Below are 22,377 nucleotides of genomic sequence, written 5' to 3'. Positions count from 1 at the left end.
TGGATAAACGCGTTGATAGCTAGAAAAAATTGCTATTTATTTGTTTTAAATGAGAATCTTTAACGCAGGTAGTGACACGTTTAGCCGCAAAATGATTAAGTATTTTTCGCATTGGTATACATTTCCACGCAAAGGCAAAAATATTGCCTTTATGTAACACCATCAGGAGACACCTATGAAAGCCTTAACCATAGCAATGTGTGCATTGCTTACACTCAGTGCACCAAGTTTTGCTAACTATGAGCGAAACAAAGCCGTGCCTGTACAACAGGTTTTATTTGGCGATGTAAAATCTGTACGTAAAATTACCGAACAAGAGCTTGTGCAAGACAAAAACAATGGCTGGAAAACCTTTGGCGGCGCCCTACTCGGGGGTGTTGTCGGTAATCAATTTGGTGGTGGGAGCGGTCGTACCGTCGCCACTATTTTAGGCTCAGTCATTGGCGGAAGCGTGGCACATAATAATCAGCAAAAAAGCTATTATAAGCAAACACACCTAGTAGAGTTATTGATTCAGGTAGAAAACGGCGATCAATACATGGTGGTACAAGACCAAGACCAGTCAATGCGCTTTAGTAAAGGTGATAACGTACGGTTGGTCTATTTAAGTGATAATACCGTAAGAGTTGACCGCGCGTACTAATAAACCCGTATCAGCGGTATCGCATAAATAAAAAACGAGCTATTTAAGCTCGTTTTTTATTTACAGCGTATTAGTTGGAATTAACTAAACTTGGCGATAGTCTTTAAAAAAGCGCTGCATTTTAAGCATCGCACTCGATAAATCGTCTTTGTTAGGTAAAAACACTAACCTAAAGTGATCAGGCTCTGGCCAATTAAATGCACGCCCATGCACTAATAATATTTTTTCTGCTTTTAGTAAATCAAACATCATTTTTTCATCATCAGTGACATTAAAATGAGCCGTGTCTACTTTAGCAAACGCGTAAAGCGCCCCTTTTGGCTTTTTACAGCTTATCCCTTCAATAGCATTAAGCCCACGCCAAGCAATATCGCGCTGAACATATAATCGCCCGCCTGGGTCGATTAAGCTATCTATTGATTGCACACCCCCTAGCGCTTGTTGTATCGCATATTGCGCGGGTACATTGGCACACAAACGCATAGACGATAAAATATCTAGCCCTTTGCGTAAATCTTCCATTGCTGAGGTGCGTCCGCTTAGTACCATCCAGCCCATTCGAATACCTGCCGCACGGTAGGTTTTAGCTAAACCATTAAAGGTAATAATGGGCACATCGTCGCATAGCGCACCAATTGAGGTGTGGGTGATGCCATCGTATAAAATCTTTTCGTAAATTTCATCGCTAAGCAGTAACAGCTTATGCTCGCGCGCCACATTAATTAACTCTAAAAGTAAATCGTCACTATAAACCGCCCCGGTTGGGTTATTAGGGTTAATTAGTACAAGCGCTTTTGTTTTAGACGTAATTTTACTTTTTATATCAGCAATATCCGGAAACCAATCTTGCTCTTCATCACATAAATAATGAACAGGGTTGCCGCCTGCTAATTTAACTGACGCGGTCCACAGAGGGTAATCAGGCGCAGGAATAAGCACTTCATCATCGTTATTTAATAACGCTTGGGTGATCATTTGAATAAGCTCGCTCACCCCATTACCAATATAAATATTATCTACATCTAAGTTATGTAAACCTCGTTGCTGGTAATGCTGATAAACCGCTACACGGGCTGAATATAACCCCTTTGAGTCGCAGTAGCCTTGGGCCGAATACAAATTACGAATAATATCGCGGTGCATGTCCTCTGGCATATCAAAACCAAACGCCGCAGGGTTACCAATATTAAGCTTTAGTACCTTTTGACCTTCGTCTTCCATTTTTTTGGCTTGCGCTAAAACCGGTCCACGAATGTCATAACATACACCTTCTAATTTGTGACTCTTTTTAATATCTGACATTTTTACCTCTTTGGGGCGAACTGGCTTTATGGAAAAAATAATTAACTAGGAGTGGGTTTGTTAAATGCGAGGGTTATAACCTAATGGGCTCGGTAAAATTGTGTAACTACCCAAGGGTGGCCCTTGGGCAATGCGTGATCAAATTTATTATCGAGAGGCCAAACACGCCCTAGTAAAGTCTAAGACTACCCTAGTAAAGGCGTAAAATGCCAGCGTAATTAGTTGCTTAATACTGAAATAAATTCACGTTAACAAATAAAGTTAATTAGACTCTACCCACGCTCTTAATTGGGCCTGCGAACCACTTACTTGCGCCAATAAATCTGTAGATGCCGTAACAGCTTGCGCTAAGTTATCTTGATTTAGATTAAGTTCAATATCACGGGCTACATTAGATAAACTCGTGGCACCAAACTGAGCCGCGTTCGACTTTAAACTATGGGCATGACGAATTGCCGCTTCTTTATCGTTACCAATGGTTGCAATTACTTCATTACCAAGGCGCTCAAATTCACTGCAGCAAAATTCAAGTGTATCTTTAAACTGCTCACCAAGTAACGACTGCATACTTTCTAAAGCAGCCTCATCTATTTGTACTTCTGTCATATTTTTAGCCCTTCTAAACATTCCGTGTCATTTTATAATTAATAGTATTACTGTATATCTATGCGTAAAAAAATCCAACTTTATTACTTTATAAATGTATAATTATCAAAATACACTCGCAATAAAAAGTTTAATTAATGACTCGCCAAGTTTGTGAACGCTGTTTGTTTACGCCCTCTACCTGTATATGCGGGGCCATTAAACGTTTAACAAATAAAGTTAGCGTGGTTATTCTACAACACCCCAGTGAAGAAAAAATAGCGAAAAACACGGCAAAATTGCTGAATTTGAGCCTAACTGACTGCAAAATAATCAAAGGGGAAAATAACACAGACTTTGCCATGCTCAATTCTTTACCTGTTAAGTCTACGGTACTGCTCTACCCTAATGAGCACGCCACCTACTTAGATGATGCAAACCCAAAGCCAGCCTTAAGTAACATTACGCATTTAGTCGTGATTGATGGCACCTGGAAAAAAGCCTATAAAATTTTGCAGCTGACCCCGCTACTCACTAAATTTAAAACAGTGAGCTTTAAGCAGTTACCGCAAAGCCGTTACGCTATTCGAAAAGCCCCTAGAGCCGACAGTCTTTCTACGCTTGAGGCCGTTGCACATAGTTTGTTGTTAATAGAGCAGTTAAACCCTGCTCCACTTTATAATTTATTAGATGAATTAATACAAAAACAAACCCAACACATGCCCGAACACGTAAAAGCACGTTACTTAAGTTAGCCACCATTAAATGTAAATGCGTAATTACCCAAACAGATTAAAACGCGGATTCACTCGTAAAGGGCCAGACTACCGCTTTGACGACCAAGTTGACTTTAGTGATATTAGAGACACCTTTGGCTTTAGATCTATGGTTGTAGGAAAATGGGTGACCAAAGAAGAGCATTTTATTAGTGCAAACTTAATTTACGATGCCCTCGCCGACCTTGCTCAAATATTACATTTACCACCCAAAGCCATTGGCCTGCGCGGCAAACTAAATTTTGCCTTTGGGCATGGCGGTCAAAAAGGCGTCCAAGCGCATTATAACGCAGCTTCACAAACCCTTGCTTTAGCAAAAAACGCCGGCGGTGGCGCATTGGCTCACGAATGGTTTCATGCCTTTGATCACCATATAAGCGAGCATTTATTTAATGCAAAACCTCGCTTTGGTTTTGCATCAAAATTATGGCTTTCAAATACGCCAAATTTATCGCACCCACTTAATAGTGCGCTAAACGATTTTTACAAAAACGTGTTTTTAGATTTTGATGGGGAAGATGCGAATGAATTTGTACAAACGTGCATAAAACACGACCAAGCGCATAACATAAACTACATGAGTATGCCTGAGGAGTTAGCAGCCCGCTGCTTTGAAGCTTGCATAGAGGCGAACAGCACGATACAAAATAGTTTTTTGGTAAGTGGCTTAAAAAGCAGTAATTTAATATACCCAAATGCTCAGCATGTTAATAAAGCAAATAAAGCCCTTAATAAGTATTTTGAACTACTAGGAACTGCGCTTCACAGAGCCTAAACCTCATCAGACACATTACAAACTTCCCAGTATTAATTATATCCTTTTATTATTTAAATTCTTTAAAATAATCTTCGCTATCTTCTATCTCATATATTTCAAAATCATTTTCCCATCTACATATACTAGAAGCATCAAATTCCAAGTTTGGATTATCATAATTAGGAAAAGTAAAGTTTACTTCTGTAGATTCTAAGTCAGCATTTAAGCTACTTAACTTGTATTTATATTCACTTCGCTCTTTTATGCCATTGAGCTTTGAGCTCCAAAGCTCATACTCTTCACCGCCATGAATTGCAGTAATAAGTTGATAAGTAACTTCATGGGAGAACATATCACCGGGTATTTTTGACTCAACAACAACTTCTTGCATATTAAACGTGCCATCGGAAGCTGTAATAACCTGATCTTCTTTTTCAATTTTATGTGCAAATTTAAGGCTGCGATTAATTAAAACACCTTCAACAGGGTTGCCGTTTAAAGTAATAATCCCTTTAACTTCAGAGCACATGTGTACGTCATATTTTTTTATTAAACCAAACATAGTGGTTTGAGCCTCCTTACCTATATTTCTAATTATTTAAAATAAGTTCCATTAATTAAAAAACGAGGAAGTGAATCACTTTCAACCGTTACCTCATTACCCATATCGTGCCACATGCATGCCATACCTAGTAATTGTAGGGGTAAAAATGATTCAACCGGAACAGTGTCTGGTTCACTTGCATTCATCCAGTACTTCTCTTGTAATTGCACATTTTTTGCGAGAGTTTCATTAAAATCAAAGCCAATGTCTGTAGTAAGTGCGGCAAAGGTTTCTAAATACCCCATCGCTATACCTAATGCCCATTCATTACCTTGCTCTACCACCATTTTCATGCCCTCATTAAGTAACAATGGGTAATTCTCTTGTCGGTGATGATAAGCTTGAAATACCTCTACTAATTTATAAGAGACAGGGCCAGCCTTAGTGGCACTTTGTTTCATAACTTCAACAGGGAAGCTCGCCAAGCTATTCATACTTTCAGAGTCGCGAGTGACCATAGCTAAAAAATAGGCGTCAAGCCACTCTGCAGGATTTGCATAACCTGCCTCTAACATTCCCTTACCATTCCAAGTTACTTCAGGTAAATCGAATATTTTAAAGGTAAGGTCTTGCTCTGGATGCTCTGCAAACTTCAAAAATGCAGCATACATTTTTGACGCATAACGTAAGCCCGTTGCAGATTCTTTTTCTCTTTCAGGCGTTAAGACTTCCCAAGTAAGCCAGCGAGACAACTCCAGCCTATCCTTTGCACATTTAATTAGATTGTCACGATAATCCCCGAAGAAGTCTGGCGTTTCATCAATTTCTTCTCTAGGGAATTCCAACCATTCATTCAGCGGTACTTTTTCGAATTTAGGCTTACAAATTCTTTCAACTTTCATTTTTCACCTATTAGCTATTATCTACCAATATCGAACTCTGAAATCTTTACTTCCCTAACTCTAGACCCCTGTTCCGTTTTTTCTATAGGAGTTTCTATATGCAAATATTTAATTTCATTTTTCTTTCTACGTGCTGCTTTATCAATTGCTTTTGCCGCCTTTCTATCCGTTGCAGTATCTCTTCCTTTCATATTCTCGGTAATAGCTTGCGCATACTTCTTCGTGCCTTGCTGGTAATCCTGATCACCAATTTGCTTTTTACCCAGTGGGCTCTTACCGCCTTTGGCTTCAACAATTATCACATCACCCTCAGAGTTTTGATAAACCATATCAAAATTACCTGATACCGACGTCGAATTGTCTAAACTATCTGGATGAATTCTCTTATAATCTGGGTAATTGGCTTTTACAGCCATATCGGCTGCCTTTTCTCCAATTTTAGCCGATTGCTCATTCACTTTAGGATTTTGGTTGTTGTATCCATCTGTTTGCCGTGCAAATTTATCACGATTTTTCATTGCCTTGTCACGTGCGACGCAATGAACTTGTAGTTCTTCTTTTTCTTCAGGCTTCAATATATATATTTTCTGAATTATCTTTCTTTTTAGCCGTAACCAATGTTCTCGCTGTATTTTCTTTAATCCGCCCTTTGGTAGCCCATTCTTCATTAACTGCTTTACCATCAAATTCGTGCATACCTGCAAATTCTTCAATAGTAAGCTCCATTTCTTTAGTTTCTCCCCCAATATGACGATGAATAGTTATGGTATTGTCCACCTCATTCATAGTCTCTACTGTATAGGAATAATTTAACTTATTCACACCCTCTGGTTTTTGAACCTTTAACTTACCTTCTGGATCTGTGAGTACGGCACTATCTATAGCACTTTTTAATATTTTATCCTTCGCAGCTTGCTCAATACCATTACCAACTAATGTACCTAGCATTGCAGATAATTTTTCTTGCCCCTCTTTACACAATAACCCAAACGGATCCACCCAATTAACCGGATTAGGTGCATATTGGTAATGGTTTATGCCACCCACTAAGCCGATTGGATCTTGGTTTATAAAACGCTGTTGTTTGGGGCTGTAGTAACGGTAGCGGTTGTAATGTAAGCCACTCTCTTCATCTAAATATTGCCCTTGAAAGCGGATTGGCTGAGTGAAGGTGTTTCCTTTATTAGTGTCAGACTCGGCTTCTGGTTCTTCATAACCATACACATCGGCTTGGTTTTCCCATACGACTTCTGCTTTGTTATTGGTTACAAAACGTGGGGTATTCAGTTGGTCTAGGTGGTAGTAGTACACCTCACCTTGTTTAATTAGTGCTACTGGATGAAATTGATTTGGCAGGTTGATATACCAGGTATATTCACCGTGTTGGCATTCGCCGATTAACTGGTCGTTATCCCAAATGTAGTCAATTTTGCCGTGCTCGGTGTGTTTTGCGATACGGCGGCCTAATGGGTCGTAGTCGTATTGCGTGAGTGTGCCGTTATTATTAAAACAACTTAATTGGTTAAATGCATTGTATTCACGGAGGGTTTTAATGCCTTTGCCGGTTTCGCGTATTTGGTTACCAAACTCGTCGTAGTAAAAGTCGCTGTCGCCAAAGTGTGTTAGGCGGTCGGCGTCGGTGGCACTGTTTATTGTGGTGTTGTTAGTACTTTCATTGTTTGCTACTGAGTCAACGTTGCTACTATTTTTACTACTACTTTCACTACTATTTGGCGCTAACTCATTATATTCGCTATGGGTGGCGTGTGTTAAATCAATAGAAGAGCTGGCTGTATGCTCGTTACTGGCTGCATCATGTTCTATACCCTGCTCGCCTGTATCTCTAAGGTCTGCATCGCTTGTGTTTGATTTAACTGTTTGGCTTTGCGGGTTACCAAAGCTATCCCACTGGTAGTGTGTGATTGTATCAGCACCTGAGCTTGCCAATGTTTGTTTTATTAACTGACCCAAGCTGTTGTATTCAAAATTGATATTTTGGCTGCTTACGCCTTCATTTTTGCGGGCAATAAGCTGGTTTACACTGTCGTAGTTGTACGTACAGGTATCAAATAATGCTTGCGCAGGATGGGTTAACTGCTGCTTTAAGATGTATTGTGCATTATGCGCACGGGTAATTTTACCTTGCAGATTATAGCTGTAGTAATTGGCGTTATAAGCGATAACAGGTAAGGACTTAGGCTAAAAACCTAAGCCCTTACAACATCCATGTTGTTAAAGAGCAAATTTAAATGGTAGTTATAATTATGAAAAAGCTTTTCGGATCAGCGCATCATGGTCAAGCACTTCGATTTGTCCAAATTGTGCCAAAATTGATAGATGTACAAAGATATTGACCTTATTTATATTCTCAAGAATAGTTTCCCCACCAACAATTAAGCTAGGCTCAAAACCATACATTTCGTCTGGCTCTAATTCACCAAACTTTTCGATACATGATTCAAATAGATATTCTCCATTGTCATCTTCAATATCATACTCTTCTACATCTGCTAAACCAAAAAACCTTTCTATTGCTATATTATGATTATTCTTAGGTTTTCCATCTTGCTCAATAATCCATCCATTAGCGGTATTAAGTTCATATTTATACCCTGTTTCTTCACCCCAAATAAATAAATCACCAAAAGCACTTCGCGCAAAAACATGATAAATATCATCATCCGGGATATTCGTTTGCTCTAACCATTCGTCAAGGATATCTTCATAATCATCAGGGTTAACAATCCAAAACAGTCCTTGCTTAAAACTACAAAAACCATATTCATGCCAATATTCTAGTAAGCGCTCTGGGAGCTTATTTTTAAATTTTTCTAGTGTTACGTCTGAGCACCTTACTTGTTGCTCTGGCCTACCAAAATCTTCTAAAAAGCCTTCAAACATTTCATCTAATTTAAACTTACTCATATTAAAACCTTATTTACAACGTGATAATTCAACATTCATTTTTGCATCTGGGCCATGTAAATCCATTGCTTGTTGGGCAGCCCTGTCCATCCCCGTAACACGATCAGCTTTAGCCCATTGTGATCCGAGTGATGAGTTAACATTAGCATTTCCTAATCGTGATATTTTATCATGACCACCGGCTATCATATCAGGGTCATGCAGAGCTGCTAATTCTTTTAACGTTTCCTCAGCTTTTAAGCTAGCGAGTGTTTTTGCTTCTTGTCTGGATTTACCTTGATCAAGCAAAGAATCTGATACTGACTTTTTAATCTTATTTAAAAGCTTTTTCCTAGCTTTGTTCTGTTCTGCACTATTATTAGTTAAAATCTTTCTTGCTTTTGAATGTCCGTGTTCTTTCACTAGATCAGTAAGTGTTTCCCTATTTTGTAAATATTCACCCACCGACATTTTATTAATACCCTCTTGTTGAGCTTTTAATTGTTTATAAAACTCTTTCTCTAGTTTCCCTTTATTACCACCAAAAGTTTTAGCTTTAAGTAATGTATTACTTGGTTTAAAACACGGAGGGTTATATTTTTTCATAATTGGTGCTTTCAATACTTTTTTCTTAGCATTTTCAAGCGGCTTGGTAGCTGAATCGGGTACTTTATCTAAAACCTTATCAATCACTTTAAATGGCTTCACAACAGCAAGTGCAATACTTGCTAATGCGGCTGTGTAGTCACCTGAAATTACTTGATTTGTTGCATTTATACTATCTTCAGCAAGTAAACTCCAAACCTCGGCTTCCCAGCCTCCCTCTTCACTTATTTGTTTATTTGCATCATTTAAAAGCCAAACCCCAAAGCTTTTATCACTACTCTCCTTACAACTCAACCCAAACGGATCCACCCAATTAACCGGATTTGGCGCATATTGATAATGGTTGATTCCACCCACTAAACCTATCGGATCTTGGTTTATAAAACGCTGTTGTTTAGGGCTGTAATAGCGATAGCGGTTGTAATGTAGGCCACTCTCTTCATCTAAATATTGCCCCTGAAAACGGATTGGCTGAGTGAAGCTATTTGTAGTACTTACTTCTAAATCTTCATAACCATACACATCGGCTTGGTTTTCCCACACCACTTCTGCTTTGTTGTTTATTACAAAACGTGGGGTATTCAGTTGGTCTAGGTGGTAGTAGTACACCTCACCTTTTGTAATCAGTGCTACTGGATGAAATTGATTTGGCAGGTTGATATACCAGGTATATTCACCGTGTTGGCATTCGCCGATTAACTGGTCGTTATCCCAAATGTAGTCAATTTTACCGTGCTCGGTGTGCTTGGCGATACGACGACCTAATGGGTCGTAGTCGTATTGGATGAGCGTACCGTTGTTGTTAAAACAGCTTAACTGGTTAAACGCGTTATATTCACGGCGGGTTTTTATGCCTTTGCCGGTTTCGCGTATTTGGTTACCAAACTCGTCGTAGTAAAAGTCGCTGTCGCCAAATTGTGTCAGACGGTCGGCGTCGGTGGCACTGTTTATTGTGGTGTTGTTAGTGCCTTGATTGTTTACTGCTGAGCCTGCGTTACTACTATTTTTATTACTACTTTCACTACTATTTGGCGCTACCTCATTGTATTCGCTATGCGTGGCGTGTGTTAAATCAATAGAAGAGCTGACTGTATGCTTGTTACTGGCAACCTTATGCTTTGCACCTTGCTCGCCGTTAGCTGTATCGCTAGTTTTTTTATCACACGTGCTTGTATCTTTAGTGTCTGCATCGCTTGTGTTTGATTTAATTGTTTGACTTTGCGGGTTACCAAAGCTATCCCACTTATAGTCTATGGTTGTATCAGCTTTAGAACTGGCTAGGTTTTGCTTAATTAACTGGCCGAGGCTGTTGTATTCAAAATTGATATTTTGGCTGCTTACACCTTCGTTTTTGCGGGCAATAAGCTGGTTTACACTGTCGTAGTTGTACGTACAGGTATCAAATAGCGCTTGCTCAGGATGGGTTAACTGCTGCTGTGTTAAGCGGATAAATACATCAAACTGCTGACTAAGGGTAATACAGTTACCAAACTGCTGGGGTTTAATATTACCTTGGCTGAATTAAATAATACATCCACTCTAATTTAGCAAGCAAAGCTGCCAAACTTCAAAATTAAGATGGGAGTCAAGCTTATTTTTTACTGTTATATCATATTAAAATTAGGGTGGGTGCCTAGTTTATTTTTTGAATAAAACTTATCTTCCTCTGTAAATTTAATAGGTCCTCTAATAAAGACAAAATATTTCCCATTATTTCAATTACTAAATCTCAAAAACTATAAATCTACCTCAATTATATTTTCTATATTTGGGGTTGATTCTAATAATACCTTCCATTCGACAAGGGCGTTTTTCAGCTGTTGCGTAGTTAAAATTTGAAAGTAGCTATCATCAAGTAAAGAATAAATTTGTGCGTTCTCAATTGTAAATTCAGCTCTCCACCTCTCACGATCCCAATCAAAAGAGGCACATTCAATAGTTAAAACAGAATTTATTCTTTTTATACCTTCCTCAACCCAAGGAATAGTATCATCGTATGATAATCCACCATCATCCATGAGGAGACTAGATAGGATACTTTTATCATCGTTATTATCTGTGATTGAAGAGCAAACTGGATAAATAGAATCAACATCTCTTTTCCAAGAAAAACTTATTTTCATAATTAAACCTTAATATAATGAATAAACAGTAGTTTTTGGTTCAAACCTCCCTTTTACTTTAATTCAACTGGGCGTTGTTACTGTAGTGGCTGTGAAAATTTTTAATAACTCTGATTTATTCATCGACTACTTTCCATGGTTTTAATTGGTCGTCACTAAATAAAAATACCAAGGCACTGCTAAGCAAACTCCCCCTAAAATTCCTTGTCGACTCAAGCGCCCAAATACAGCGCAATGAGCACCAACGTATAGTGCAAGACAAACCATAAAAGCCGCTAAAAATAATACCCAAAATTGATCTATAAATAGAACGGGTAACAACACACATAATGTTACTAATGTTGATTCCAGTACCCACTTTACTGACGAAACTTTATCAGTTTGGCGCTTCATGGTTAGCCACAACATAAAAATATAAAGACCATGGCAAACAATAATTAAAAACAGCAGCTTCATAAGAGAATCTCATTAGTCAGTATTATGGTAGAAAGCAACTTCCCGAACGCATCATGAATCATGCACTTTAGACTACAAGTCTATTTGCCATTCTAGCTGGCACCATGGGTGTTCATCGTCAGCTAAAATTGATGTCAATTCTTCGACATCTAATTGAATCTTTTGCTTTATTTCAAAATCATTAGGGTAACGTTTAGTGCCTACCGGTTCAGCTAAGTTAATACCAACCCAAGTCAAGCGACCAACAAGGTGACTCAAGCCAAATTCTTGCCAATCAGTAAACAATTGCTGTGCAATCTTGCCCAACACGAGTAAATAATACCAAGCCTCTTGTTCTGTGATTAAACCAGTAGTAAACGCACACCGACATAAAAACGCAGAGCGTCCTATATCAAAACCTTTAATTCCACAGTTTGATAATGCAACATTATGTTTTTGAGCCCATGCACTAACCACATATTCATCACTGTTTTTATCTTCATTTTGATTTAAAAAAAAGCGTTCAATGTATAAGTCATGACGAACGCTTTGGGCTAAACAATTCATAAACTGACCACTTCGAGCTGTGTCTGTAAAAACATCTAGAGTTTCAACTAAGTCAACTTTGCTATGTATATCATAACTATTTTTCAATACTTTTATATTACCATTGATAATTGCTTGCAATGGGTATGTCTTACTCTTATGTAACAAACAATCCAGAGAATAGCCATTTTGCATCGATAGGTAACCAGATAAACTAATTAACCAGTGTTTCTGCTTATTAGTTAATGATTGGCTTTTAAGCATTAAATCTGCTTGACTATTGTCCATCAACTATCTCCTTTTTATTCTGTAATTGCATACATAGCTCATTATGTGTTGCTTGATAGGACAACCCTTGCTCGATAAGTTTTTCAGCACACGTAATGGCTGAATTCAAAGAGTGAACAGCGTATGGATGAGTATTATACTCGTATGCTGCTTGTTTAAATGACTCTAGAGCTTTGCCATACTCGTTTAATTCTAAAAGTGCGCATCCTTTAAAATAATATGCTTGTGGCGCTGTGCGTAGGGCTTTAATTGCTATGTCAGCTAACATAATACAAGTATCATAGTCTTGTTGATCAAATGCAGCCTCTAAAAACTTTAAACAATCACTCGGGTTATAAAGCATAAATTGTTTAATTTCTTTGACACAATTAAGGGCATCACGTTTGCGGTTTTCAACAACACTATGGTCCTCGTAATCAACTAACTCTGTATCTCGAATACATAATATAGCCAGTGCAAAGATTTGCATTGATTCAATATGCCATACTGATTCAAGTGATCGTCTGACTGAATCTCGCTCATTTGTTAGTTCAAGTATTTCCATTTCTTGTTCTGTATAACAACGAGGTTCTAAAGAGCCAGAAAAGAAGGCTGTTTGATAGAAATCGCTAAAAGTAGCAGTATGTTCTTGTATTGTTTCTACTAGTAATTCATAGGTAATTAAATCGTAACAATACCTTACTAGCTCAACAATTAGTGGCCATAGCCACAGCTGGCGTTCAATATATAGATCAATAAACAATAAAAACTCAGAATATGCTTCATCTAAACGATGTAATTTACATAAGCATAAAGCCTGTAGGTAGTTAGCCTGCTCTATGAATACATGTTTATATTGCTCAGTAATTGATAGAGCATCCTGATATCGCCCATTTTCATACAATAACGTCGCAATTTTTATAGCGTTTTGTGTTTCATCAGCTCTCAACTCTCGAATATATCCGCGCCTTGCTGTTATTAATGCAACCTCAATTTCCATATCGGCAGCAACACGTGTTTCTGCATCTAAATAAAGGTAGGCTCTTTCAAAATTATTAAGCTTTAAGTAACACATGCCAATGTTTTTAAACATAACCTTGGTGCAGAAGTCGCGATAATTTCGCTCTTGCTGTATATAAAGCTTAAGTGCAAGCTCATAATTTTTTAGTTTATACTCAGCATGTGCCTGATAATTTAAGAGGGACTCTTCGGTGTAGGGAATTGTTAAAGGTGTGAGGATACGTTTAATACTACTATAGCCATTAATTGTCCATAAATACTTAACTATATAATTGTAAAGAGGAAAGTCAGTTTTAAATACCGGCTCTATTTGCTGAACTATATCCTCTATTTCTTCAGCAGAGAATGTATCGTACAAACATTTATCTTCAATATAACTACGTATTTTAAGATGACGATTAAAAGCTTCAAAATCAATATCATCACTAATGTTCTCAACTAAGCCATCATTAATTCTTTTTGGTAACGTTTTTATGTAACGAGATAAAGCGATCGCCGCTTTTCGGGTCGTATCATTACTACTGGTAGACAAGCCATCAGTAATTTTTAAACTATTATCCAAAAATATCCATATATTTTCAGGTAAAAAGTAGTGATTAGAAAAAAAACCAAGTAAATTCTCGGTCAACGTCTTGCTTTGATTAACGTCCCAAAATATCGGGGCCGCGAATAACATTTTCCACTTTTCTAAACTGTGCCTACCTAAAATATCACTATAAAGTTGTTCTAAGGCAAGGTTGAGTTGGGGTATCGTGTGAATGATTGAAAACTCAACAGGCTCGTCATTTGTATCATGGTTTGGACTAGCTTTAAGTTCAAAAAAAACTTCAGCCTGTGTATTTTCAATATCAGTATCTAACTGTGGCTGATCATCCTTAAGTAATACATCATCAAGTATTATTGAATTATCATTTTCAGCATCGGCACTTTTTGAAATTTCTTTTAATGCTTGATCATACGCTTTACGTAATGCTTTAAATTCTTCAGGGAATTCTGCGGGCGGCGTTTTTTTTAATAACTGCGTATATGCTAATTTTACGGCGCGTTTATCTTGTGTTGGCTCAATACCTAACACTATCCAATGGACCATTTAGTTTACTCTTATATTGTAGGCACAAATAATAAAATGCATGTTAATAAGACATATGCAAAAACACTTTTATACGCTCTTTTGCAGCATCAATTTTATGATTATCATGAGTTTCTAACGCGCGCTCAAAAAGCCCAATAGCTTCACCTACTTTTCTGCGCTTGTCGCCTAACCCCTCTTGGAACATACGCTCAAGTTTCGCTTTAAAAGAGGTATTAGCAAGTTTGTTTTTTGGTAATATTTTTAAAGCTTGAAGCCTTGCAAATTGCTCTTGCAATTGATTTTGGTCAAGCTCTTTAACATTCTCACCAACATAAGTTCGGTATGTTTTTTCAGAATCCTTATTTTTAACTTCGACTTCAATGACACCATTGAGATCATAAGTATAAGTTATATAAAAAGACTGAATTTTGTTTAAAGGTTCAAGTGTAATGTCTAATGCTCCCATTAACACATTATCTTTAGGTAAGTAATTTTCACCTTGGTAAATATTAATCAAGACGCTTTCTTGACTTGGATGTTTGGAAAATAAAGAGCGAGTTTCACTAACAGGGATTGTAGAGTTACGCTCTATAATTGGTAAAAATTCAGGTTGGTTATGCTCGTTTGATATCTCAACGCCTAGTGTAAAAGGGCAAACATCCGTCATAATTACATCTTTGAACTGATTATTTCGCGCATTCATACTTGCTTGAATAGCTGCACCAATAGCAATAGCGTGGTCTGGATTATATTGAATTTGTGTAATGCGCGAAAACGCATGATTAATTTGCTGGCGAAAAATTGGCATACGGGTGGCACCACCCACAAAAACCAAGCCATCTATATCATCTATAGATAATTGTGCATCCGTCATTGCTCTATGAATAGGAAACTTAACACGCTCAATTAAATCATTACAAATATGCTTGAAATCGTTTTCATCAAGAGTATAAGTTAAAATATTTCCTTCATATTCAAAGTCAAAGTAGCCAGAGTCTTCGCTGGTTAGCTGACATTTTAATTGATCGCATAAAGACCAAATATTTCTTTCATCGCTATTAGTTAAACAGTTTGGTTTAATACTGTGTTTTTTATATAAATCGTCTACGATTGCTTGAGTAAAGTCGTTCCCCCCTAGGTAGTTATCACCACCAGAAGCGTGAATCTCAAAAATGTCATTAAACACTTCAATAACAGATACATCAAACGTTCCCCCCCCGAGATCAAGCACTAAATAAGTGTTATCTGAATCTTTGTTGTCTAGTCCGTATGCAAGCGCTGCGGCGGTTGGCTCGTTAATTAAGCGCTCGACCGTCAAACCAGCAAGTGAAGCTGCCTGCTGTGTTGCTTGTCGTTGTTTATTATTAAAATACGCTGGTACCGAAATAACAGCTTCAGTAATAGGTTGTTGTAAATATGCTTCAGCTTGCTCTTTAAGATGCTTAAGTAAAATAGCCGACAGCTCTATTGGTGTATAAGATTGCTCTTCTAGTTGGTAAACTTTGTCCGTTCCCATAAAACGCTTGAATTCAGACACTGTCAACTCAGGGTGAGTCGCTAAGCGGTCGCGAGCAGCTTGACCCACTAAAACATAATCACCTGTAAAGCTCACAATAGATGGCACCAGAACATTGCCTTCTAAATCAGTAATTAGTTTAATGCCATCATCTTGCCATACACCAATTAAACTGTGTGTCGTTCCCAGATCAATCCCTATCTTCATATTAATACCTTTTATTCTGACAATTATTACATCGCTTTTTATTTTTAAAGCCACGATTTATAAGACTACTTATTATATTGGCATTGATTGTCATGTGTAAAATAAACCCACATTACCCAATAAGCGCTGTCCAGTTTGAGTTGCTCCCCTCTACAATGAAGGTTGGGCATAATGACTTTGATTTAGTGTCATCATCATCGTATTTTGCTAATATTTCTCTTTCAAACTCGCTGACTTTACGAGCTTGTCCTTAATCCTTATTATCTGCTCTCGTTAACATTTCAGCATTTGCTAGCTCTATTGTGTTTTAGCCCAATACTTAGGGTAACTTCCAGGTAAACCGTCCCAAGACTTAATTTTATTAATAACGTCTATCTCAAGATCTTCATATTCTTGACTATCAATATCAAGCGATTTGTACAAAGCAAAGTCTTTGTCGTATTTAAAATCAATTGAAAAATCACCTTGCGAAGTTATTTCAACACGCGCTTTGTTCCAAGGGACATCATTTTCATTTTTTTGCATAAGGTGATAAAGCGCATAGAAGGCATCAGAGGCTTTTGATTCATAAGCAAGCCCATTTCGTTTATTGACGCTAAAGTATTTATAATTTGTGAAATCATTTTTATCTAAATATTTCTGATGCATTACTACTGAAACGTTAACTTTATCCATTAATAACGTTAATATGGCTGTATCCCATTCATCAGGCAGAGCATTAAACATTGCTTGTCCTAATGAATGTATATATCGTCAATTGTATCGAACATCCCATATCCTTAATTAGCTACAGACTGGCTTTATAGAAGTAAACGCTACCAGTTGGCTAGCTACATAAGCTGGCCTTTTAGTCATAGAGTTATAATTTAATCATTTCTAATTTATGTGTGATTTGAAATTGATAAAAATCATTCCCATTTCGCTCATCAAAAGCCTGGGCAATCTGCGAAGCCTTATTATAAAAATAATCGAATAAGGTTGTAGGATTGTACCTATCATTTTCATTATATATTTCAAAGCTTTTAGGCATCGTTAAGAGTATTGATGTTTTACCATTGTTTAGTATTGATTTTAATAACATAGAAATACCTAAGTAATATTGGTAGTGACCTCGTTGATCTATGTTTTTAGAAAGCCAATCATAATGGTTTTGTATTCTGTCTGTGCCGGTTTCAATTAAGTTATGAATAGCACAATACTGTATTTGTAAGCCAACCTGATGTAAAAAATTTGGATTGTCACGAATAAGTTGATAGCCAGAAGTAAGTAGCATTTGCCCTAAGTCATCTTTACCCAGCTGGCTTGCGGTAATAAGTAATTCTGGCAAGGTTAAATGAGGTACTTCGGCACAGCTTTGGTTACCTTGAATTAAAGGTAATGCGGTATTTAATGCCTCAGAATACCTACTTAACGCGGTAAGTAGCACGACCATAAAATGGACTTCACATGCTGCACAATCTGCAAAACGGTCATTTTCTAAACCTTGACTAATTTGCAGTTGCTCAAGGCTCTTATCTAGTTCACCCATGCTTAAATAAAGTTGGGCTTGCATGTAATGTACTGGCCTTAAGCTAAAACCTGCTTGAGCGTAATGTTGCTTCATATTATCTATTAACTGCTCTAACTTAGCCCGGCTTATAGAATGAAAACCAATAGCACAATCTATTACATATTTATATTTCCACAGCATATTGGTTAAAGGAAATCGCTCTGGGTATTTTTCGCATTGCGCAATACACCAACCAAAATTAACGAGTGCTTTTTCAGGCTGCCCGGCAAATGCAGCATCTTCAATTAAACTAACCCGACTCCGGTATTTTAATTCAATATCGTTACTTTGATCGGCTAATAAAATAGCTTCCTCACCTAACTTTATTTTTACTGGGTCACCATCTTTTAAACGACTTGCTGTGAGTAATAACTCATTTACAGTGCTCATATTATTTGTCCTTAAACAATAACTTAGTGCTGGGTTTTATTATTACTTTGAAAGTTTAAACTCGTTGTCATCATAGATATTAAGCCGGTGTTTAAAATATCCATTTCATTTTTATTAAGAGGAAAATGCCCCATTAAAAGTGATTGTACATAAATTATTTTTAAACATTGTTGGAGTTGAGATAAGTCATTGCAGTGAATTAGTGAAGTAATTAACTCATGGTTTGCATTTAAGCATAATTCAGAAAATACATAGCTTTCTATTGGCTTTGTTACTGTATTAATAATGTCAGACCATAGTTCGTCACTTTCAACTTGGTTTATTTTTGCACTTTTAATAAAGTATTGCTTTTCGCAGCTGATATAAAGCGCAGGCACTTGCTCTGGTTTGAATTGCTTTACACTGATGTTTGGGCAAATGTCACTCATTACAGTGTTTGCTTTGTTTATAAACTCAGCTAATAACGCTGGGTTTATATCAGTATCACTAAGCTGACCAACTAAGCTTTGCGGGTCAAGTACCTCAATATGCGTTTTGCTAAGATGCGCATATAAATTTAATATATCAGTGCAATATGCATAACCGCCGTTTATTAAACACTCTTGTTTTGCACTCGATATTTGAGCAAATTGACGAAAACTATCCACATTTTCAACGTAAGTAATATGCTTATATTTTTCAATATAATTACCTAAAGTCATACTGCCTAAGTTTGTTTCGAATTTAAGAAATGGTGTTATTTTTAAACAAAAATAATGATTATCTAAAACAAGTGACTTTAGCGCCATTTGATGACAACTTACAAAGTGCTCAAATTTTTCGGGTGCATTTTCTGCCATATTTACAAGGTAGGTTATTAGCTGTTCACCAAGCTCCTGCTTTGCTTCAAGTAGTGTAGCATCTTCGTATAGTGCCTCGCGTGAAGCGGTAGGTCTTAAATCATCAGCATTAATAATAGTACGAACAAAAAAGGCCCAGTCCGGCAAAATATTTTGACCGCTTTTTGTTAACCGCATTCCTTTTAAATGAATTAAGTGCTGCTGTTGATGCTCTGTGGTGGCATGCGAAATAATGTAACCCAAACCTTTTACTTTACCTGCTTTCGTTTCTAAGGTTATGGTGTCAAAAAAAGGACCTTTAAAGTATTTTTCGCCTATTAATATTGCCCTATCTAAAAACTCGTTGTTAGATAGGTTTTCCCATAGCCACGGTGGTTTTGATGCGTTTATTCTAAAGTTAGTTTTTGAAGGTGTATTTAAGGTGATCGGGTAAGGTAAATAACTGGCGTAGTATTGCATCCAATGGGTTAGTGAGCTGTGAGTAAAATAATCTTCACCTTCAGTTTTTGCAGTTAATAAAACACGCGTTCCTATTTCCATTTGCTGGTCAATTTCAATAACTTTATAAGTACCGTCAGGGCTCCCCGTCCATTGTAGTACTTTATCTTTTTGCTTAATACTGCGGGTTTGTAAACAAATAGTGTTTGAGACCATAAAACAAGCCAACAAACCAATACCAAACCGACCTATATAGTCATGCTGCTGTTTATCTAATAATTCTTTTTTTGATGACTCACCAATAACGGCCAAAAATTGATGTATTTCTGCCTCAGTCAGTCCCGTGCCATTATCTTCAATAATAAGCTGCGATTGAGATTGAATTGAATTTTTAGGAATTAAAGTTACGCTAATATTGCCTACTAGCTCGCTTCGTGAGTCACTATAATTATGCCTTGCAGAAATAGCATCAGTGCTGTTTTGTAATAGCTCACGAATAAAAACATGTGGCCCACTGTATAAGTGCTTAGATAATATATCGATGATCCCTGAAAGGTTTACTAAAAACCTTTGCTCAATATTTTTACTTGAGTCTGTCATATTCATCCTTAAATGTTAGTTTCGCCCTGATTTTTACCATAAACTTTGTATAAAATTAAGCGGTTTTATAATAATTTTTACTTTAAGACAAAAACTTATCTTTTAAATTAACTATTTAATTTAATATAGTGAGCGTTTTTATAAAAATTTATTAAAAAGAGCATTAATGGTTATCTTTATGTTTATTAAAATAATGTAGGGGAAAAGTAGCGGGGCTAATAATATTCTTAAGGGAAATGTTATTATTGCTAATGAGTAGCAGTTATAAATTAACGCTCAAGGCTTAAAGTAGCACTTTAAGCCTTTCAATTAGGGACTAATTTTTATTTATTTAATTTCTATTTGTCCAATTGAAACAGAGCCTGTTTGCCAAGTAGTGCGGCACTTCATAGTAAGAATAGCATCACTTTCAAAATTATTATTTAGATCTGCTGAATATGAAACAAATTGCTTCGAACTATTAGATTGATCTGATAAATCTATCCAATCAAACCCTTTCCCAGTGCCATACCTGAACCATTTACTCTGACCACCATCGCTAACCTTGCGCATACGAGAGATAAAACAGCCACCATTAGAGCTGTTCAACCCTTCAGTAATACCATTTATGACAAGTTCAAAATTACCAATAGAGTCATTTAGTGGAACACTGCAGTTAAAGTAGCGAGCTGAACGAGAAAACTGAGGATCGAAAAGAAAGTAACCGTTTTCGGTTGAACCAACTTTTTCTAAAGCCTTGGTTTTTAGAGCTTGAATGTCACCTACAGAGGCTATTAGGTTATTCAGCGCCTGTGTTTTATAAATTACATCTTCAGAGCAATGTGACGCACCATCAAAAACAGCAGCATTTGATTGAAGTGGTATTGAGCCTAAAGTAATTGCTAATGCAATATATTTAGTTTTTAGCATAATTATATCCTTTTACATTTAAACGTCCCTAATAAAGGTAATTGTACCGTAAAAGATTATAAAAACAACAATAAATTAAATCTAAAAATTGATTACAGAAGACAGAAAACCATAAAAAAACAGCCCTTCTTCTTCATGTTCCTCAAAAATCTCTTTACCTGAAAGCATATATGCTTTTAACAGTGAATTTTTACTACTACCTTTATCTCCGAGTTGGTAATAACATTGCCCTATTCTAAAGTGAATAAATGGATTTTCATTTGCTTCAGGGTAATTTAAGGCGTCCAATAAAGAGTCTAAAGACTTTTCATATTCATCAGTCATGTAAAAACTATCACCAATCGAAACTTTGAGCCAAAGTACTTCATTCCAATCTTCATTAGGGTCAACGATTAAATCAAGCGCTTTTTGCCAAATGGCTATAGCCCCTAAAAAATCGTCTTCATCGAACAAGTCATTGCCTTGTTCACAATACTGCTCTATTTGATCATGGATATCCATTATTTGCACTCACTATAGAAAGTTTTATATTTCTTCGGCTGACTAACAAAGCAGCGCCCCTTAGATATTGTATTCGCTTTATCAAACCACACTTTTGCTAACTCTAACTCACCTTGCTCAAAATATATGGCTCCCTTTAAAAATACAGGTCCATCATCATAGTCATCTAAATGATCTGAGCTAAATAGTTGATCAACTATTTTATGAGCATTTTTATAAAATCCTAACTCATTATACATTTCGCAAATTCCAGATACAAAGCTGAGAGTTACGTCCCAGTCGAATTTAGGCTCAGGTAATAACTCCCATGCTTTTTCTGCTTGCTCTTTCGCCGTATTAAGATCTTTTTTTTCTAATGCTTCATAGGCCGCGATATAGAGTGCATCAATTTCATCTCTCAAATTTACAGGTAAGTTTTTCATATCTATCCTAGTGGTGGTTTATAGCGCTCTTTCAGCTTAGCTCCAGCTGAGCGATTAGAACTGTAATGATCTAGAGTATAATTATTTGAATCTAACATCCATTTTCGAACTTGTTTAGATTTTGGACCATGTTTACGCCCAGTCGTATTCCAGTATTTTACCGCATCCATTGGCTCATGTGCCATATCAGCTTCGGATAAAGGGTACCACTTTCCATTACTAGCTTGAAATTCAGTACCTTTAAAAGAAGACCTTATTATACCTTGCGCTTTCATTCTATTAATTACTTCTTTGCCTGTTCGCGATTTTTTACCTGGTGTACGACCTAGGTACTTCAGACGTAATGACTTTTTACGTTTTTTCTTAGCTTTAGGGAGGCTTGCAGGTACTGCATTTCTTAGATTATCAGAGAGCCTATTTGGATTTCTAGTATTATCGTTACCTCCTTCATCCTCTAAGCTCTGCCATTTACGAAACAACTAAACTAGACAGCCACTCTAATTGTACAAGCCAAACTGTGCCAT

23 protein-coding genes and 1 pseudogene are annotated in these 22,377 nt (G+C 36.9%); 3 read left to right on the top strand and 21 right to left on the bottom strand.

The genetic code is table 11. The features are described from left to right. Positions 1–175: 175 nt before the first annotated feature. Positions 176–643, top strand: coding sequence for a glycine zipper 2TM domain-containing protein (locus PSH50_RS08120; protein WP_004587767.1), 468 nt, complete (start codon positions 176–178; stop codon positions 641–643). 84 nt (positions 644–727) lie between these two features. On the opposite strand, the gene PSH50_RS08115 is transcribed toward PSH50_RS08120, so the two are convergent. Then, on the bottom strand, positions 728–1,945 hold the full coding sequence (locus PSH50_RS08115; protein ID WP_004587766.1) for a pyridoxal phosphate-dependent aminotransferase: 1,218 nt from the start codon (positions 1,943–1,945) through the stop codon (positions 728–730). Between the two features lie 261 nt (positions 1,946–2,206). After that, entirely contained in the window at positions 2,207–2,551 is a 345-nt protein-coding gene (locus PSH50_RS08110; protein WP_096041855.1) for an Hpt domain-containing protein, read from the bottom strand. 137 nt (positions 2,552–2,688) lie between these two features. Between PSH50_RS08110 and PSH50_RS08105 the strand changes: the two genes are divergently transcribed. Both PSH50_RS08105 and PSH50_RS08100 read left to right on the top strand, forming a co-directional pair. Then, positions 2,689–3,285 carry a tRNA-uridine aminocarboxypropyltransferase gene (locus PSH50_RS08105; RefSeq protein WP_273586530.1) on the top strand — a complete coding sequence of 199 codons (597 nt, stop codon included), beginning with the start codon at positions 2,689–2,691 and terminating at the stop codon, positions 3,283–3,285. A 16-nt stretch (positions 3,286–3,301) separates the two neighbouring features. Beyond that, positions 3,302–4,081, top strand: a complete 780-nt coding sequence (locus tag PSH50_RS08100) for a CLCA_X family protein (RefSeq protein WP_273586529.1) — start codon at positions 3,302–3,304, stop codon at positions 4,079–4,081. A gap of 49 nt (positions 4,082–4,130) precedes the next feature. Here the strand turns inward: PSH50_RS08100 and PSH50_RS08095 are convergent, their stop codons facing one another. The 19 genes and pseudogenes from PSH50_RS08095 to PSH50_RS08005 form a co-directional block, all read right to left on the bottom strand. After that, positions 4,131–4,625, bottom strand: a complete 495-nt coding sequence (locus PSH50_RS08095; protein ID WP_273586528.1) for a DUF6795 domain-containing protein — start codon at positions 4,623–4,625, stop codon at positions 4,131–4,133. Positions 4,626–4,657: 32 nt separating this feature from the next. Next, the gene (locus PSH50_RS08090) at positions 4,658–5,509 is read right to left on the bottom strand and encodes an immunity 49 family protein (RefSeq protein ID WP_273586527.1); all 852 of its coding nucleotides are present in this window, start codon (positions 5,507–5,509) and stop codon (positions 4,658–4,660) included. 17 nt (positions 5,510–5,526) lie between these two features. Further along, on the bottom strand, positions 5,527–6,084 hold the full coding sequence (locus tag PSH50_RS08085) for a hypothetical protein (protein ID WP_273586526.1): 558 nt from the start codon (positions 6,082–6,084) through the stop codon (positions 5,527–5,529). After that, a complete protein-coding gene (locus PSH50_RS08080; protein WP_273586525.1) occupies positions 6,074–7,480 on the bottom strand; it encodes an RHS repeat domain-containing protein in 1,407 nt (468 codons plus the stop codon). The genes PSH50_RS08085 and PSH50_RS08080 overlap by 11 nt, the downstream gene beginning before the upstream one ends. A 291-nt stretch (positions 7,481–7,771) precedes the next feature. Next, positions 7,772–8,434 carry a GAD-like domain-containing protein gene (locus PSH50_RS08075; RefSeq protein WP_154946058.1) on the bottom strand — a complete coding sequence of 221 codons (663 nt, stop codon included), beginning with the start codon at positions 8,432–8,434 and terminating at the stop codon, positions 7,772–7,774. 9 nt (positions 8,435–8,443) lie between these two features. Next, positions 8,444–9,562: a polymorphic toxin type 15 domain-containing protein gene (locus PSH50_RS08070; protein WP_273609513.1), complete on the bottom strand. Its 1,119-nt coding sequence runs from the start codon at positions 9,560–9,562 to the stop codon at positions 8,444–8,446. A gap of 198 nt (positions 9,563–9,760) precedes the next feature. Further along, positions 9,761–9,871: pseudogene (locus tag PSH50_RS08065) on the bottom strand (hypothetical protein); the annotation flags it as partial. An 884-nt stretch (positions 9,872–10,755) separates the two neighbouring features. Continuing rightward, complete coding sequence (locus tag PSH50_RS08060; RefSeq protein ID WP_273586524.1) at positions 10,756–11,142, bottom strand: hypothetical protein; 387 nt, start codon at positions 11,140–11,142, stop codon at positions 10,756–10,758. Positions 11,143–11,283: 141 nt separating this feature from the next. Next, positions 11,284–11,598 (bottom strand): hypothetical protein, encoded by a 315-nt coding sequence (locus PSH50_RS08055; protein ID WP_273586523.1) that lies wholly within the window; start codon positions 11,596–11,598, stop codon positions 11,284–11,286. Between the two features lie 72 nt (positions 11,599–11,670). Continuing rightward, on the bottom strand, positions 11,671–12,411 hold the full coding sequence (locus PSH50_RS08050; RefSeq protein WP_273586522.1) for a DUF1266 domain-containing protein: 741 nt from the start codon (positions 12,409–12,411) through the stop codon (positions 11,671–11,673). After that, positions 12,401–14,500 (bottom strand): tol-pal system YbgF family protein, encoded by a 2,100-nt coding sequence (locus tag PSH50_RS08045; protein WP_273586521.1) that lies wholly within the window; start codon positions 14,498–14,500, stop codon positions 12,401–12,403. The genes PSH50_RS08050 and PSH50_RS08045 overlap by 11 nt, the downstream gene beginning before the upstream one ends. Before the next feature lie 43 nt (positions 14,501–14,543). Beyond that, the gene (locus PSH50_RS08040) at positions 14,544–16,205 is read right to left on the bottom strand and encodes a molecular chaperone HscC (protein ID WP_273586520.1); all 1,662 of its coding nucleotides are present in this window, start codon (positions 16,203–16,205) and stop codon (positions 14,544–14,546) included. Positions 16,206–16,502: 297 nt separating this feature from the next. Continuing rightward, on the bottom strand, positions 16,503–16,931 hold the full coding sequence (locus PSH50_RS08035) for a hypothetical protein (protein ID WP_273586519.1): 429 nt from the start codon (positions 16,929–16,931) through the stop codon (positions 16,503–16,505). Positions 16,932–17,064: 133 nt separating this feature from the next. Further along, complete coding sequence (locus PSH50_RS08030) at positions 17,065–18,144, bottom strand: hypothetical protein (RefSeq protein WP_273609512.1); 1,080 nt, start codon at positions 18,142–18,144, stop codon at positions 17,065–17,067. A gap of 23 nt (positions 18,145–18,167) precedes the next feature. Next, on the bottom strand, positions 18,168–20,021 hold the full coding sequence (locus PSH50_RS08025) for an HSP90 family protein (RefSeq protein ID WP_273586517.1): 1,854 nt from the start codon (positions 20,019–20,021) through the stop codon (positions 18,168–18,170). A 327-nt stretch (positions 20,022–20,348) separates the two neighbouring features. Next, positions 20,349–20,930, bottom strand: a complete 582-nt coding sequence (locus tag PSH50_RS08020; protein ID WP_273586516.1) for a hypothetical protein — start codon at positions 20,928–20,930, stop codon at positions 20,349–20,351. Between the two features lie 81 nt (positions 20,931–21,011). After that, entirely contained in the window at positions 21,012–21,431 is a 420-nt protein-coding gene (locus PSH50_RS08015; RefSeq protein WP_273586515.1) for a lipopolysaccharide assembly protein LapB, read from the bottom strand. Next, positions 21,431–21,853, bottom strand: coding sequence for a hypothetical protein (locus PSH50_RS08010; protein WP_273586514.1), 423 nt, complete (start codon positions 21,851–21,853; stop codon positions 21,431–21,433). The genes PSH50_RS08015 and PSH50_RS08010 overlap by 1 nt, the downstream gene beginning before the upstream one ends. A 2-nt stretch (positions 21,854–21,855) precedes the next feature. Further along, a complete protein-coding gene (locus PSH50_RS08005) occupies positions 21,856–22,332 on the bottom strand; it encodes a GH-E family nuclease (protein ID WP_273586513.1) in 477 nt (158 codons plus the stop codon). Positions 22,333–22,377: the final 45 nt, after the last annotated feature.

Source organism: Pseudoalteromonas sp. Angola-7, assembly GCF_028599255.1.
GTDB classification, from domain to species: Bacteria; Pseudomonadota; Gammaproteobacteria; order Enterobacterales; family Alteromonadaceae; genus Pseudoalteromonas; species Pseudoalteromonas atlantica.
The sequence above is the reverse complement of the archived record's forward strand: the minus strand, read 5'-3'. Positions and strand labels throughout refer to the sequence as shown.

Excerpts from the sequence above, each read along its gene's own strand:
- PSH50_RS08010 (WP_273586514.1), bottom strand. The coding sequence starts at position 21,853 with ATGAAAAACTTACCTGTAAATTTGAGAGATGAAATTGATGCACTCTAT.
- PSH50_RS08100 (WP_273586529.1), top strand. The coding sequence starts at position 3,302 with ATGCGTAATTACCCAAACAGATTAAAACGCGGATTCACTCGTAAAGGG.
- PSH50_RS08025 (WP_273586517.1), bottom strand. The coding sequence starts at position 20,021 with ATGACAGACTCAAGTAAAAATATTGAGCAAAGGTTTTTAGTAAACCTT.
- PSH50_RS08035 (WP_273586519.1), bottom strand. The coding sequence starts at position 16,931 with ATGTTTAATGCTCTGCCTGATGAATGGGATACAGCCATATTAACGTTA.
- PSH50_RS08050 (WP_273586522.1), bottom strand. The coding sequence starts at position 12,411 with ATGGACAATAGTCAAGCAGATTTAATGCTTAAAAGCCAATCATTAACT.
- PSH50_RS08110 (WP_096041855.1), bottom strand. The coding sequence starts at position 2,551 with ATGACAGAAGTACAAATAGATGAGGCTGCTTTAGAAAGTATGCAGTCG.
- PSH50_RS08075 (WP_154946058.1), bottom strand. The coding sequence starts at position 8,434 with ATGAGTAAGTTTAAATTAGATGAAATGTTTGAAGGCTTTTTAGAAGAT.
- PSH50_RS08040 (WP_273586520.1), bottom strand. The coding sequence starts at position 16,205 with ATGAAGATAGGGATTGATCTGGGAACGACACACAGTTTAATTGGTGTA.
- PSH50_RS08090 (WP_273586527.1), bottom strand. The coding sequence starts at position 5,509 with ATGAAAGTTGAAAGAATTTGTAAGCCTAAATTCGAAAAAGTACCGCTG.
- PSH50_RS08015 (WP_273586515.1), bottom strand. The coding sequence starts at position 21,431 with ATGGATATCCATGATCAAATAGAGCAGTATTGTGAACAAGGCAATGAC.
- PSH50_RS08105 (WP_273586530.1), top strand. The coding sequence starts at position 2,689 with ATGACTCGCCAAGTTTGTGAACGCTGTTTGTTTACGCCCTCTACCTGT.
- PSH50_RS08045 (WP_273586521.1), bottom strand. The coding sequence starts at position 14,500 with ATGGTCCATTGGATAGTGTTAGGTATTGAGCCAACACAAGATAAACGC.
- PSH50_RS08120 (WP_004587767.1), top strand. The coding sequence starts at position 176 with ATGAAAGCCTTAACCATAGCAATGTGTGCATTGCTTACACTCAGTGCA.
- PSH50_RS08020 (WP_273586516.1), bottom strand. The coding sequence starts at position 20,930 with ATGCTAAAAACTAAATATATTGCATTAGCAATTACTTTAGGCTCAATA.
- PSH50_RS08095 (WP_273586528.1), bottom strand. The coding sequence starts at position 4,625 with ATGTTTGGTTTAATAAAAAAATATGACGTACACATGTGCTCTGAAGTT.
- PSH50_RS08060 (WP_273586524.1), bottom strand. The coding sequence starts at position 11,142 with ATGAAAATAAGTTTTTCTTGGAAAAGAGATGTTGATTCTATTTATCCA.
- PSH50_RS08030 (WP_273609512.1), bottom strand. The coding sequence starts at position 18,144 with ATGAGCACTGTAAATGAGTTATTACTCACAGCAAGTCGTTTAAAAGAT.
- PSH50_RS08115 (WP_004587766.1), bottom strand. The coding sequence starts at position 1,945 with ATGTCAGATATTAAAAAGAGTCACAAATTAGAAGGTGTATGTTATGAC.
- PSH50_RS08055 (WP_273586523.1), bottom strand. The coding sequence starts at position 11,598 with ATGAAGCTGCTGTTTTTAATTATTGTTTGCCATGGTCTTTATATTTTT.